The organism is Lentilactobacillus dabitei (assembly GCF_019061365.1).
GTDB lineage: Bacteria > Bacillota > Bacilli > Lactobacillales > Lactobacillaceae > Lentilactobacillus > Lentilactobacillus dabitei.
In genome coordinates this window covers 1-14219 of the sequence record NZ_JAHPPD010000072.1, presented here as the reverse complement: position 1 = coordinate 14219, position 14219 = coordinate 1, and the positions used below count along the sequence as shown (strand labels likewise).

11 protein-coding genes are annotated in these 14219 nt (G+C 43.2%); 7 read left to right on the top strand and 4 right to left on the bottom strand.

The features are described from left to right. Positions 1–177 precede the first annotated feature (177 nt). From KTE19_RS10495 to KTE19_RS14010, 3 genes are all read right to left on the bottom strand, one after another. Positions 178–2199, bottom strand: a complete 2022-nt coding sequence (locus KTE19_RS10495; protein WP_217342249.1) for a KUP/HAK/KT family potassium transporter — start codon at positions 2197–2199, stop codon at positions 178–180. A 212-nt stretch (positions 2200–2411) separates the two neighbouring features. Continuing rightward, a complete protein-coding gene (locus KTE19_RS14015) occupies positions 2412–2777 on the bottom strand; it encodes a hypothetical protein (protein ID WP_249778514.1) in 366 nt (121 codons plus the stop codon). A 27-nt stretch (positions 2778–2804) separates the two neighbouring features. Continuing rightward, positions 2805–3194 carry a hypothetical protein gene (locus KTE19_RS14010; RefSeq protein ID WP_249778515.1) on the bottom strand — a complete coding sequence of 130 codons (390 nt, stop codon included), beginning with the start codon at positions 3192–3194 and terminating at the stop codon, positions 2805–2807. 770 nt (positions 3195–3964) lie between these two features. On the opposite strand from KTE19_RS14010, the gene trpX reads away from it, so the two are divergent. The 5 genes from trpX (at position 3965) to KTE19_RS10465 (ending at position 9998) form a co-directional block, all read left to right on the top strand. Continuing rightward, entirely contained in the window at positions 3965–4966 is a 1002-nt protein-coding gene (gene trpX, locus KTE19_RS10485) for a tryptophan ABC transporter substrate-binding protein (protein ID WP_217342248.1), read from the top strand. Then, complete coding sequence (locus tag KTE19_RS10480; protein WP_217164979.1) at positions 4963–5862, top strand: ABC transporter permease; 900 nt, start codon at positions 4963–4965, stop codon at positions 5860–5862. The genes trpX and KTE19_RS10480 overlap by 4 nt, the downstream gene beginning before the upstream one ends. Then, the gene (locus tag KTE19_RS10475) at positions 5855–6628 is read left to right on the top strand and encodes an ABC transporter ATP-binding protein (protein WP_217342247.1); all 774 of its coding nucleotides are present in this window, start codon (positions 5855–5857) and stop codon (positions 6626–6628) included. The genes KTE19_RS10480 and KTE19_RS10475 overlap by 8 nt, the downstream gene beginning before the upstream one ends. Positions 6629–6957: 329 nt before the next feature. Then, on the top strand, positions 6958–8475 hold the full coding sequence (locus KTE19_RS10470) for a YfcC family protein (protein ID WP_217342246.1): 1518 nt from the start codon (positions 6958–6960) through the stop codon (positions 8473–8475). Between the two features lie 173 nt (positions 8476–8648). After that, positions 8649–9998: a M20 family metallopeptidase gene (locus KTE19_RS10465; protein ID WP_217342245.1), complete on the top strand. Its 1350-nt coding sequence runs from the start codon at positions 8649–8651 to the stop codon at positions 9996–9998. 143 nt (positions 9999–10141) lie between these two features. Here the strand turns inward: KTE19_RS10465 and KTE19_RS10460 are convergent, their stop codons facing one another. After that, entirely contained in the window at positions 10142–11542 is a 1401-nt protein-coding gene (locus KTE19_RS10460; protein WP_217164982.1) for a sugar porter family MFS transporter, read from the bottom strand. Between the two features lie 597 nt (positions 11543–12139). Between KTE19_RS10460 and KTE19_RS10455 the strand changes: the two genes are divergently transcribed. Next, entirely contained in the window at positions 12140–12688 is a 549-nt protein-coding gene (locus KTE19_RS10455; RefSeq protein WP_217164984.1) for a MarR family winged helix-turn-helix transcriptional regulator, read from the top strand. A 213-nt stretch (positions 12689–12901) separates the two neighbouring features. Beyond that, complete coding sequence (locus tag KTE19_RS10450) at positions 12902–13933, top strand: acyltransferase family protein (protein ID WP_217164987.1); 1032 nt, start codon at positions 12902–12904, stop codon at positions 13931–13933. Positions 13934–14219: the final 286 nt, after the last annotated feature.

Below are 14219 nucleotides of genomic sequence, written 5' to 3'. Positions count from 1 at the left end.
GGACAGTGATGTCCCATTTATTCTGGATAAAAAAACTGGCATTGATGATTTCCATCAATACCAGAAAGTTTAGACCCAAAAGAAGCTGGGAGCAAAACATCATCTGTTTTGTCGCCAGCTTCTTTTTGATCTTCTAATTTGGACCAAACTGCTGACCTGGTCCAAGCCATCATTACTTTATTCATCTACTGAATGATAAATTTTTCTTTGAACGAGATAGTCATCTTTGTGTAAAACAATAAACAACGGTGAGGATTCTTCAACCACATCGCTAAACTCCAGGCCATACCAGGAAATTGGTGAGGCCGTCACATTTTGGAGATAGATTCTACCTGCAATTAAGCGTTTATCCAGCGGACTAATTTCATCACTTACCACCAAATCGGCAGGCTGCTCGTTGACAATGACAAACTTGAAGCCACCGACTTTGCGACCCTTCATGGTCGTGTACTTTGGTACTTGGGGTTCAAGTACGCCTTGCTCGACCAAGTTATCAACGATCTGGTGAAGATAGACACTCACGCTTTGCGACTTTCTAAACCCGAGATAAAGCTGAACGTTAATGATATTTTTGGTCTCCAACATATCAACCGTATACGTACTTTCAAACGGCACATTGGTCTCATTAACAGTCACAAACCAGTAAACTTTTGCCCGTTTGGGATCTTTATCAAGGATTGAATACATCGCATCCCGCTTAATCTGATAATTTCCCTTAATCTTGGTCATATAAACCAAGTTAGTGGTATACAGCGGCACACTTCCATCCTTAGTAAGTTCTTCCAGCTGATCTCGATAATCCAGCAAAGAAACGTACTCACTTTCGCGCTCGTAATGTTCCCGTCGCTTATTGCCGAAGTACCAAACCCACATAATATACAGAATCATCAACATAATCAGCAGCGTGATATAACCACCATGAATGAATTTAACCAGACTCGCGCCCAAAAATACAGCCTCAATCAAGCCAAAAAATAGACTGATGGTGATAGCAACCGGCCGCTTCAATTTGGTTGATAAAAATTCTGAGAGCAGGACCGTCGTCATCAGCATTGTGACCGTGATGGCAAGCCCATAAGCTGCCTCCATGTGCTGCGAAGTTTGGAAATACCAAACGACTCCCAGCGTGATCACACATAAGATCCAGTTGATTTGCGAAATGTAGATTTGGTTCTTGATATTACTGGGATGCTTAACAATTAATCTTGGTAAAAATTTTAATCCAATCGCTTCATCCGCCAATGTGTATGATCCTGTTATCAAGGCTTGTGAGGCGATAATCGCTGCCAGGGTCGCAATAATGATGCCAAACAGTCGCCAAGAATTCGGCAGCATTTCATAAAACGGGTTGACCGTTCCTAAGTTACGATAGGCCGCATCTTGGGCATGATTAATCACCCAGGCCCCTTGGCCAAGATAGTTCAAGAAGAGTGATGCATAGACTAGTGGCCAAGTGACATAAATGTTTTTTTTACCCACGTGCCCCATATCTGAATAAAGGGCTTCCGCACCAGTCGTTGCCAGGAAGACACTGCCTAAAATAAAGATACCAACTTTATTGGCTGGGCTAAACAAAATATCAATGGCGTAGTAAGGTGACAACGCTTTGATGATTTCAGGATAACCGGATAGATTCATGATTCCAGAAACCGCTAAAAAAGTGAACCAAACCATCATCACCGGTCCAAACGACCTGCCAATTGTGCCAGTTCCAAACCTTTGGATGATAAACAAAATTAAAATAATCGTCGAAGTGATCAGCAAAACATCCGTCTGCGAATTACTAAATTGAATTGGTCCCAAGTGCTGATTCTTTAATCCTTCAATTGCTGAGGTTACAGTAACAGCAGGCGTCAACGTCCCGTCAGCAAGCAAGGCAGCTCCCCCAATCAACGCCGGAAAGATCAACCATTTGGCGTGTCTACGAACCAACGCATAAAGCGCGAAGATCCCACCTTCGTGATTGTTATCTGCCTGCATTGCAATCAAAACATACTTAAGGGTCGTGATGATCATCAAAGTCCAAAAAATCAGTGAAATTGAACCGATAATATATTCCTTTGATGTTTGCCCCATCGTGCCTGCATCCCCAATAATGGCATTCATTACATACAATGGTGATGTCCCAATATCACCATAAACAATCCCCAAAGTAACAAGCATACCAGCGAGCGTAACTCGATTTAACCTGTTATTCATTGGAATGCAACCTCCTAATTTTCTTAGCATTAAGTACAGATAATAATCGTTTTGGCAGAAAATACAATCCTTTTTGGCTATTTTGTTAAAAGTATCAACTAATTCTAGAATTTAAGAAAAAAACGCAGTGCATTCGGTTATTTCTGAATACATTGCGTTTTTCCCCTAAACTATTGGACTAGAGTGGCTTTCGTCCCAATTATTACAACTATTTAATTATCAACACGACCCAAAATAAATACATAGCCATTCCAACGAGTGGGGGTGTCATTTTCAGAACCATAACCTTTAATATTGTTAACGATCTGATTCCCCAGTTTATATCCAGACAGCGAATCCCGTTTACTTGCGGGATATCCTTCTTTATCCAGTAACTTCTTAATCCCAGTTAATTTAGTCGCGTTAGAGGCCATTTCATGGGCATACAGCCATTTTTGAATGTTGGAAAATGATTGGATATCCGTGTAACTCGTCTTGCTGATGGGAGTTGGATCGCCATCGGGCGTACTTTCAAACGTATCATAATCGTGAGCAGCAATCCTGGATAAGCCTAAATCAACCGGACTGTTAGGAAACAAGTTAACAATCGCCCTGGCAAGTTTTTGCTACTTGCCATTTTGAATATAGTTTTGATAGTCGGTGCTGTCGGTAAATTGGTCAATCTGGGTATATTCGATCTGCTTATAATTCGTATTATGGCCAGCTTCAACCTGAGAAGCGGCAACGTAACCATAGACATTCTTTGCGGAATTCCCATCTGCCTGCATTCTGACATAATAATAGTTACGATGCTTCTTATGATGAAGCATCGTAAATGTTGCCTTACGATATAGGTTGGCAGCAGGATAATTCTTTAAATTAGCTTGTTTTTTGGTGTGCCGCCAATTCCAAACATAGACATTCTGGCTAGGATTCTTGGCGTGAAATGTTGCCGTTTGGTTACCCCACTTCTCTTTGACAATCTGGTAGCCGTAAGGACTGAAGCCTTTGATCAAGGCACTGGGACGAACCCAGCCCTGATAATCGTTACCTCTATCTGCAACGTAGTAATACGTGGCCCGCTTGTGTTGATGATAAACACTGGCCTTCTTTTGGATAAAGAGCGTGATGCCCTTTAATTTAGAAACTTTATAGAGCCGTTTTTGAAAGTCCTTTTGCTTATCAGAGGGATACCGTTTGCTTGCCCAAATGTAAGCTTTGGATTTTAGATTGGCGTGATACGGATTTGCCGGTGAATTGCTTGAATAAGTCTTAAGGACCTTAACCTGATAACTACCGTGCGCAGCTTATATTAAAAGCAATTCCCAGAGCAGCGAAGCCCAGCATCACACCGATAAGTTTAACGATTCTTTTCATGTATGTAACCCCTCTTTCCATAATAGATATCATGATCAGGTTACCAGAGTGTTAAATAATACATTCATTTTCATTATATATTCCAACCTCACATGTTGACGAACCTCCCCCAATCATTTAGAATTATATGTATTCATTAACGAAAGGAAAGATTGCTATGTGTTCACTTGTTAATCGCAGTTGGCAAAGCCGGTAACAAGTCACATCGTCTGGGACAGATGCGACTTGATCTTAAGCATGCGATCATGAACGCATCTGTGCCGGCAATCTCTTCCAAAAGAAATGGTCTGGCCAGATGATTCCGGCAGACCGACTTCACTACGAGTATTTCGGTCGGACCGGAATGCTCGTTTTTTGTTCGCATTGATAATTTGCAACTAATTTATTTTATATTGAGGAGATTGCTATTATGAAGAAAAAATATTTAATATCAGGTGCCGTTTTAATCTTAGTTGTTATTTTAGGGATTGCTTTCTTCCAAGGTAAGCAAAAACAAAAGCCGCAAGCAAAACCAACAGTCGGCATTTTACAGTTAATGTCTCATCCCGCTTTGGACGCCATCCACAAGGGCATCCTTCATGGGCTTGAAGAAGAGGGCTACAAGCCTGGTAAAAACATCAAAATTGATTTTCAAAATGCTCAAAATGATCAAAGTAACTTAAAGACCATGAGTTCTAAATTTGCCAACGAGGATGCTGACCTTTCTATTGGGATTGCCACTCCTTCCGCCCAAGCCTTGGCCAACACAATTAACAAAAAGCCCGTCATTCTGGGGGCAATCACTGATCCTAAGGGTGCCAGCTTAGTCAAGAACAATAACAAGCCTGGTGGCAATATCACCGGGGTATCTGATCAGGCACCACTAAAAGAACAGCTAGGCTTAATCAAGCAATTAATGCCAAAGATGAAGACACTCGGGATTATCTACACCTCAAGTGATGATTCAGCCGTTGCTCAATACAAGATGTTCGTTAAATTGTGCAAGCAAGAAAGCATCCCATTAAAGGCCTATTCTATTGCCAACACCAATGATTTAACCCAAGTTGCCCAACAAGCTGTCCGCTCCGTTGACGCTATCTACGTCCCAACCGACAATACAATTGCTGGTGCTATGCAGACATTAGTTGGTGCTGCTAACAATGCCAAGGTACCAGTGTTCCCTGCTGTAGACACTATGGTTAAACAAGGTGGCGTGGCAACCTATGGGATTGATCAATATCAACTCGGCGTCGCCACTGGTAAAATGAGCGCCCAGATTCTTAAAGGTAAAAAGAAGCCAGCAAGTACGCCAATCAAATTCTTCCGTCATGGAAAATTGATTATCAATGAAAAACAAGCAAACAAACTGGGCATTAAAATTCCTGCTAGTTTAATGAAGGAAGCCCAACAAAAAGGAGAACTCATCAAATGAGCATTATCGTTTCAGCCATCGGCCAAGGCCTCACTTGGGGGATCGTTGGCATCGGCCTATTTTTAACATTTAGAATTTTGGATTTCCCCGACATGACGGTTGAAGGCACCTTTCCAATGGGCGCTGCGGCCTGTGTTGCTGCCATTTATTCTGGGGCATCCCCGCTGGTCGCCACGCTCATCGCGTTTTTAGCAGGGATGTTAGCCGGCTTGGTCACTGGCCTGTTGTATACCAAAGGAAAAATTCCTGTTTTATTAGCTGGAATTTTGGTCATGACCGCCGCTTACTCCGTTAATTTGAGAATCATGGGTCGGGCTAATTTATCATTATTCGACAAGCCAACTATGCTAAAGACCCCCTTTCTTCAGTCACTGCCGCCCTACTTTGACAGTGTCGTGCTTGGGATCATCGTGGTTGTCATCGTAACGGCAGTTATTATCTACTTTTTGCAGACTAATCTGGGTCAAGCCTTCATCGCAACTGGTGATAACCCCAATATGGCGCGTTCGCTCGGCATCAGCACGGATGCGATGCAAATCATGGGTTTGGGCGTTTCCAATGGCCTAATTGGCCTTGGCGGTGCATTGGTCGCCCAAAACAATGGCTTTGCGGACGTTAATATGGGAATCGGCGTCATCGTGGTTGCCTTGGCTTCCATCATCATTGGGGAGGTCGTCTTTGGTGACCTAACAATGAACCAACGCCTGATTGCCGTTACAATCGGCAGTATCTTGTACCGTTTCGTTATCTTACTGGTCTTAAAGCTTGGGTTCAACGCCAACGATTTAAACCTCATTTCTGCCATTGTCCTGGCAATCTTCATGATGCTGCCAGTTCTCGAAAATCGCTTCCGGATTCGCCATACTTTAGCAAAGGGGATGACCAAACATGACTGAGCCAATTTTTGAACTCAATGATATTGTGGTAACCGTCAATCACGGCACCCCCGAGCAAATCAACATCATGGATCACGTCAATTTAGCGATTTATCCCGGAGATTTCATCACCATTCTTGGCTCAAACGGGGCCGGTAAATCAACGCTCTTTAACGTCATTGGTGGCAATATTCCCGTTACAACCGGCCAGATTCTCCTTCATGGCAAAGACATCACCAGCATGTCAGTTGAACGACGCACCCGTTTCTTGAGTCGGGTCTTCCAAGATCCAAAGATGGGAACCGCCCCCAGAATGACGGTTGCCGAGAACCTACTACTCTCAGAAAAACGTGGTCAACGCCGGGGGTTAGGTGCCCGGCATCTCAAAACTCACATGGCCAAATTCAAAGACATTACCTCAGTTATGAATAACGGCCTTGAAGATCGCTTGAACACCGCCACCGGCAAATTATCCGGCGGCCAACGCCAAGCGCTCAGTTTCTTAATGGCGACAATCAAGCGCCCGGAAATTTTGTTGCTCGATGAACATACAGCAGCCTTGGATCCCCAAACTTCTCAAGAGCTCATGCAGGCAACCAATGATCAAATTACCCGTAACCACCTCACATGTTTGATGATTACCCACCATTTAGATGATGCCCTCAAATACGGCAATCGGTTAATTGTGCTGGACCACGGTAAAATCACTTATGATATTGCCGGTGATCAAAAAGATAATTTGACCAAGGAGGAATTATTGAGCTTCTTTAACGATCTGGATGGATAAGCTGGATTCAATGATTGTGAATATATAAACTTGACCCATCAACCGATTCTTCGACTCTCGGTTGATGGGCTTTTTGATTATCTCTTTTCGGGCTTCATTGACAAAAGTGTTGTTTTGTCGGGGAATGTTAACCTTAGTTAACTAATTTTTTATCAATTCATAAGTGTTTTCATTTTCATTATCATGATGATTTATTTATACTATGGGTAAGCAAGATGTTTATATTTTTCTTAATTGTGAACATTAATATAATTCTTCTATAATTGTTCACGGAAAATTTATAGATATTTTGTAAAATTTACTCAGAAAAAGAAAAGGAAGTGAACATCATGCAAAATCAACAAACAACTCCGAAAAAGAAATTCAAAATGCCTTCCGCGTATACGATCTTATTCCTGATCATTATCTTCGTTGCAATTTTAACTTGGATTATTCCAGCGGGTCAGTATTCAACTGATAAGGCAGGCAATATTATTGCCCACACTTACAAAGCCGTTGCTTCTAACCCTCAAGGAATTTGGGACGTATTCTCTGCGCCAATCTATGGGATGATTGGAAACGACACAACTGAAGGCGCAATTTCAATTTCGCTATTCATTCTGGTCATTGGTGGCTTCTTGGGCGTCGTTAATCAGACCCGCGCCCTTGACGATGGGATTGCCAGTATCGTGTCGAAATATAAAGGCAAGGAAAAAGTCTTAATTCCCTTACTGATGATTCTGTTTGCCCTCGGCGGATCCACTTACGGGATGGCTGAAGAAACCATTGCCTTCTATCCATTGCTTATCCCCGTAATGATTGGGGTTGGCTTTGACTCATTGGTTGCCGTTGCGATCGTCTTGGTCGGCTCACAGGTTGGTTGTTTGGCCTCAACCGTTAACCCGTTTGCCACGGGGGTTGCTTCACAGACGTTAAACATCTCGCCGGGTGACGGAATTTTATCTCGGGCCGTGCTTTTTGTCATCGTCGTAGCCATCAGTATTTGGTTTGTCTACCGTTATGCATCTAAGATTGAGAAAGATCCATCCCGTTCACTTGTATATGAACAACGAGAAGAAGATCTTAAACGATTTGCTTTGAACCATGAAGACAAGCCTGGCACCAAGATGACCGGCCGTCAAAAAGCCGTTCTCTGGATGTTTGGTCTTACCTTCGTCATCATGATCATGGGCTTAATTCCATGGGATCAAATTAACGAAAAATGGACATTCTTCGTTAGCTTCACCAAATGGGCTCAAGACATTCCAGTCCTGGGCAGCCTCATCGGATCCAATTTAGTACCGTTTGGCTCATGGTACTTCACGGAAATTACAACCCTCTTCTTCTTGATGGCTGTAATCGTGATGTTTGTCTTTGAAATGAAAGAGTCCACTTTCGTTGAATCATTCTTAAGCGGCATGAGTGATTTCATGGGCGTTGCAATCGTTGTTGCGGTTGCTCGTGGAATCCAAGTTATCATGAACGATGGGAGCATTACCGCAACCGTCCTTCACTGGGGCGAAATGGGATTATCAAACTTAGGCTCCGTTGTCTTCATCATTTTGGCCTACGTTTTCTATATTCCAATGTCATTCCTGATCCCATCAACTTCAGGACTGGCAGCCGCCACAATGGGGATTATCGGTCCTATGGGTAAATTTGCAGGAGTTGACCCAAGCTTGGTTGTGACCGCCTATCAAAGTGCATCAGGTTGGGTTAACTTGATTACCCCAACATCCGGTGTGGTTATGGGGGCCTTAACCATTGCGCACGTCAACATTACTACCTGGTGGAAATTCATGTTTAAGTTAATGATTTACCTGTTCTTGGCAACAGCCGTATTCTTAGGCATCATGGCCATCCTGTAATCAATAAAACGTCATTATAGCGGCTTCCTTTTAAAATCCATTGAGTCGATTTGAAAGGAAGTCGTTATCTGTCATATGATCGCTTTAACAAAATAAGAATGCGTTTTCATATCCATCAGTTATAATGAAATAACAAGCAGTCAATCAGTATCAATCAAAGGAGGAATTCCACAATGACCAAAATCGTAACAGAAACTCAGCAAAATGAAGCCGTCGAAGCACTCAAGCGTCTCGTTAGCAAGCCTTCCGTCAATGATGAATCGACTAAAACGGCAACCACCCCATTTGGTAAAGGGATTGATGATGCCCTCACAGAGATTCTCACGATCGCCAAAGAAAATGGATTCAAGACTTATAAAGATCCTGAGGGCAACTATGGTTATGCCGAAGTTGGCACCGGTGATAAAATCTTTGGCATTATCGGCCACGTTGATGTCGTCCCTGCTGGTGACCCTAACGACTGGGACAGTGATCCCTTCACCGCAACGGTCAAGGATGGGTACATTTATGGACGTGGTACTCAAGACGATAAGGGGCCATCAATGGCAGCCATGTTTGCCGTGAAAGCTTTGATCGATCATGGTTACCAATTCAATTGCCGCATTCGATTTATTTTTGGAACTGATGAAGAAACTCTCTGGCGAGGAATTGCCGTTTATAACAAGAAAGAATCGCCGATTGATTTTGGGATCGCCCCAGATTCAGAGTTCCCGGTGACTTACGCAGAAAAAGGTTTGGAGCAGGCATATTTGGTTGGCCCTGGGATGGCTGATCTCAACATTGACCTGGAGAATGCTTTTAACGCTGTCCCTGCCAAAGCTCCGTATAACGGACCCAAACTTGATCAGGTGAAGCAAGCATTGGACAATCATGGTTTTAAGTATGAAGATCACGGGACGGATGGCATCACGGTGATTGGCAAATCCGTCCACGCGATGAACGCACCTCAGGGAACCAACGCCGTCCTGCGGTTAGCAATGGCGTTAGACGATATTTTCCCAAGTCAGCCACTTGATTTTATCGGCAAACTTTTCAAAGAAGATGCAACCGCTACTAATCTCTTGGGTGACGTTGAAGACAATCAGTCCGGTCATTTAACCTGCAACATTTCAAGCCTCAAGATCGACAAAGATGAGACCCGCATGCAAATTGATATGCGAATCCCAGTGACAGTTGATCGAGACGAGCTGATCGAAAAGTTAAAGAAAGCCGTTGCACCATTTGACCTGCACTACGAGGCATTCGACTATTTGGCACCATTGTACGTTCCGACTGACAGTGAACTGGTCAAAACCTTGATGTCAGTTTACAAAGACTTGACTGGCGATGACACCCAACCAAAGATTTCTGGTGGTGCCACTTATGCCCGAACCATGAACCAATGTGTCGCATTCGGTGCGATGTTGCCGGGTGTGCCAGACTTCATGCATCAAGTCAATGAAAATTGGGAATTAAAGAGTATGTTTAAAGCGATGGATATTTACGCTGAAGCCGTTAAGCGGTTATGTGTGGATCCAGAGTAGATCGTAAGAAATCGGGATTTTTATACCAGAATTTAGCAAACAAAGACAAGCATTCCAGATTTTCGGGATGCTTGTCTTTGTTTGCTAAATAGTCGAGAGTGAGTTGATATCCGAACCCCTTCATATATGAATTAAGTTCAATCTTAATTTACTTTCGGCGCGTTCTTAGCAGCGGCCTTCAAAGCAGCTTTTTGACGCATTTCCATTTCAATTTCCTCAAGACTCTTGCCTCGAGTTTCTGGGACCATGTAGATAACAAAGAAGATTGAAACGATTGCAAAGAAAGTAAAGACGGCAAAGGGTCCACCAACATTGTTATTAAAGACATGAAGTAATTCCAAGAAGAATTGAGAAACGATAAAGTTCCCAATCCAGTTGGCAGCTGAACCGATGGAGTTACCGACTCCTCGAACATTTAAGGGGAAGATTTCACCGATCATCAACCAACAAATTGGCCCCCATGAAACGGCAAATCCGAAGATATAAATGCCAATCAAAATCATGGTTGGAACCGCAGCATCGGCAACGTTCAACGTGAAGTTCAAGACCGACAAGATTCCAATTGAAGTGGCCATGACAATTGAGCCAAATAGCAGGATCGTTCTCCGATTAAATTTATCCATGATGTTGTATGCCAAGATCGTGCAGACAAAATTGACAATCCCAATCCCGACGGAAATCCAGATCGCATTGCTTTCAGGAAAACCAAATCCCTTGATAAAGACTTGTGGTAAGAAGTAAATGACGGAATTAATGCCGACTAATTGCTGCAGTAACATCAAACAGATCGCCACAATCACAGCTGGCCGAGCAAAGGTAAATAGTTCCTTCAACCCACCTTTAGGCTGGTTGGCAACCATTTGAATGTCGGACAGCTCTTTGTCTGGATCCTGATTTGTTTTGGCACGAAGTTCATGAAGCACATCACGCGCCTCATCAACGCGTCCCTTTTCAACCAAGTAACGTGGTGATTCTGGTAAAATCATTGAACCGATAAACAGTAACAGTGCAGGAATCAAAGCTGATCCAAGCATCCATCGCCAATCACGTAATCCAAGCAAATTGTGGTGCAAAAAGGTTAAGTTAGAGACGTATGCCAGCAAAATGCCCAGGGTAATCATTAATTGAAACATTGTTCCTAATGATCCACGATGAGGGGCATCGGCTAACTCTGCGAGGTACGCCGGCGTGAGTGCGGAAGCTGATCCAACGGCAAAGCCTAAAATAATTCTGGCAATCACCATTGAAACAAAGCCTTGAGCAAACATCGATAAACTCGACCCAATTAGAAACAGAATGGATGCCAGCACAAGGAGTCGTTTCCGACCAAAGCGGTCTGATAGCGATCCAATCGATAACGCACCGATCGATGATCCAATCAGCACTGAAGAAACGATAAAGCCGGTTTGCTCAGTTCCCAAGTTAAAATTACTTTCAATTAATGGTGAGGCGCCAGAAATAATACCTGTATCAAATCCAAATAAGAGGCCACCTAAAGCACCGAAGAAGAAAATAAAGAAAGTACTTAAATGCCTTGCTTTCATGTTTATCCCTCCCCAAGGAAAAAAACGTGAGCGGATCCAAGCGGTTAGGGATCGGATTGTAAGTCTCCTCAGAGAGAAATCACGGATTTGGGAATTTTCTCTGAGGTGTTTACATGCAGATTCCTGCTTGGAGGAGCTGTCCTAAAATATGCATTATGAATATTGTTAATCGAAGGCCACTTTTACATAAAGCCTCGGCACCCGACCACTGCTAATCTCAAGACCACCGCCTTTTATCACGACTTTGTGTATTTGCTTGGTATCGCTTTCATTGTAAGAGGATGCCCGCTGTTTTACAAACTTTTGCGCTTTTATATTCAGCTTTGATGTATGATTATGAACTAATGCCGTCAAAGATGGGTGGGATCTCTTAAAGCATTTAGGTTCCGAATCACTTTGCTTGCCTTCTAAAAAAATCCGCGTATACTTTCAGTTGTTAGGTACCTAAATATACTTGTTAGGACAGCTCCTCCAGGCAGCAACCGGAGCGTAAGCACCTTTGGCGAAAATCCCAGAATCAGGGATTCCCGCCAAAGGAGACTTACGCTCCGGTTGCAAACCGCCTGGATCCGCTCACTTTTTTTAAGGAGAATATCTATGACAAAAACAAACGCAGAACTTCTAAGAAAAATCTTCGGCTTTATCCATCGCACTCAGCGCTTGGCCCAGATGCAGGACCGTCCATACCATATGCACGGCCAACGTCGGGCATTGGGCGTTCTTGCCAAAGAAGGCACCCTCATCCAATCTCAATTAGCTGAAATTTTGGACATCCGTCCTTCTTCACTTACTGAGTTATTATCCAAGTTGGAAGACCGCGGCTTGATCACCCGCACCACCGACGAAGATGATAAACGTGTCACTAAGGTTTCAATCACCGATGAAGGCAAAAAGATCATCGAAAACGATGATGAATCTGCCGACAAAATGCTTGATACCATCTTTGAGGGATTATCTGATGATGAGGTGAACGAGTTAAGTCAACTTTTCGACAAACTCAACACATCATTAGAAGGTAAGCTTCCCGACAGAGAAGAAGGCCCTCATGGATTCCCACATCATCACCATGGCTTTGGTGGTCCCCATCGCGGCCCATTTGGCGGCCATCGTGGTGGTTTCCATGGACCAAGAGGTTTCGGTGAATAACCTCATTTATCAATAAACTTTTCTCCGCATGCCTATTTGGTGTGTGGGGATTTTTTAGTTGCTGACCTTTCATTCCCATTCTTAACCACTTTGCGACCCATTTCAGCAGGCACATTTCTTCCGCTTAAGCCTGGTTTAAGATTACTATAGTAAAAATAGAGTTGAACATTGAAACTGTCCAAATCTTATACGGAAGGTGATCGCGGAATTATTATGGTTAAGAAGAGAATTGAATGGATCGACATTGCCAAAGCTTACGGAATTATCGCCGTTGTTCTCGGCCACGCCTTGGCAAGCGGAAATACAACTAACATTATCTATTGGTGGCACATGCCGTTATTCTTCATTATTGGTGGCTTCTTCCTCAAACCAATTGATATTCATAAACTCACTGTTTGGAAGAAGTTTTTCAACAAACGGATCTATCGGGATCTGACAATCTACTTTAGTGCTGGAATCGTTTTAATTTTGGCGTACAGCATCCTTTATAATAAAGACTGGCAATATTTGGTTAACCATTTGTCGCGGTTGATTGTGGGTGGCCGAACGCTGAATCTATACACCAGCACGTTCTGGTTTGTGAACGTTTATCTGCTCTCGATTACTGCCGTTACCCTGCTCATCTCAATCACCAAATCACGAGTGATTCAGCTGGCAATAGTTGGGGCCGGTGTCTTTCTGGCAACCTGCTATGACAAGATTGATTGGTTAACCTTATATAATTACAAAACGATGCCTTGGAATGCAGATATTGTCCTCATTGCGGCTTTCTTCACCTATATTGGGTATCTATTTTTCCACACAAATTGGAAATGGATTGAAAAGCCACTCCCGATTGCAGGGCTGGTCATATCTGCGGGTGCGCTCATTTGGTTCTACTTGAATCAAAATTTCAGCTTTGAATTTTCAATGAAGTCTCACTTGATTCAATCATCCGAGCCAAAAGTCTTGATGATGACAACGATCCCACTGATCTTCTCGTTTGCGGTGATGGGGATTTCCCATTTGACCACCTATTTGCCAATCAATTGGTTCCTGTCGCTGATCGGCAAACACACCATGATCATTATGTATATGCACAACTTCTTATTAGACATCCTGGGTCGCGCCGGCGTTGAAGACGTCTTGACCAAGGTCACGATTGCGGTAATGGTTCCGCTTATTATCGTTACCCTAGAGAAACCAATGACAGAAAAGCTCATGAATCAGCGTCATTTATATCTTGATTCATATGTATTTAAATAAAAATGGCTGAAAACGCGTTTGGAAGCTGAAGCGAAGCCATTCGATAAAAAGGACCAACTATTCCTGTGATCTTGGAATAGTTGATCCTTTTCATTAAATTGCCGCAGCGGCTTTATATTCAAATTCTGGGATCAGAGCGCCGATTGAGCCAGTCGCTTCGCTTATTAACGCAATTGAAGCTCCAGATACTCCGCTCCATCCAGGGGAGTCAACCACTCCTGAATAAATTCAGGAGCTTGTGAGAATAACACCTCACGGTGTCACGACCACAATTTGCTTAGATACA

Excerpts from the sequence above, each read along its gene's own strand:
- KTE19_RS10495 (WP_217342249.1), bottom strand. The coding sequence starts at position 2,199 with ATGAATAACAGGTTAAATCGAGTTACGCTCGCTGGTATGCTTGTTACT.
- trpX (WP_217342248.1), top strand. The coding sequence starts at position 3,965 with ATGAAGAAAAAATATTTAATATCAGGTGCCGTTTTAATCTTAGTTGTT.
- KTE19_RS10480 (WP_217164979.1), top strand. The coding sequence starts at position 4,963 with ATGAGCATTATCGTTTCAGCCATCGGCCAAGGCCTCACTTGGGGGATC.
- KTE19_RS10475 (WP_217342247.1), top strand. The coding sequence starts at position 5,855 with ATGACTGAGCCAATTTTTGAACTCAATGATATTGTGGTAACCGTCAAT.
- KTE19_RS10470 (WP_217342246.1), top strand. The coding sequence starts at position 6,958 with ATGCAAAATCAACAAACAACTCCGAAAAAGAAATTCAAAATGCCTTCC.
- KTE19_RS10465 (WP_217342245.1), top strand. The coding sequence starts at position 8,649 with ATGACCAAAATCGTAACAGAAACTCAGCAAAATGAAGCCGTCGAAGCA.
- KTE19_RS10460 (WP_217164982.1), bottom strand. The coding sequence starts at position 11,542 with ATGAAAGCAAGGCATTTAAGTACTTTCTTTATTTTCTTCTTCGGTGCT.
- KTE19_RS10455 (WP_217164984.1), top strand. The coding sequence starts at position 12,140 with ATGACAAAAACAAACGCAGAACTTCTAAGAAAAATCTTCGGCTTTATC.
- KTE19_RS10450 (WP_217164987.1), top strand. The coding sequence starts at position 12,902 with ATGGTTAAGAAGAGAATTGAATGGATCGACATTGCCAAAGCTTACGGA.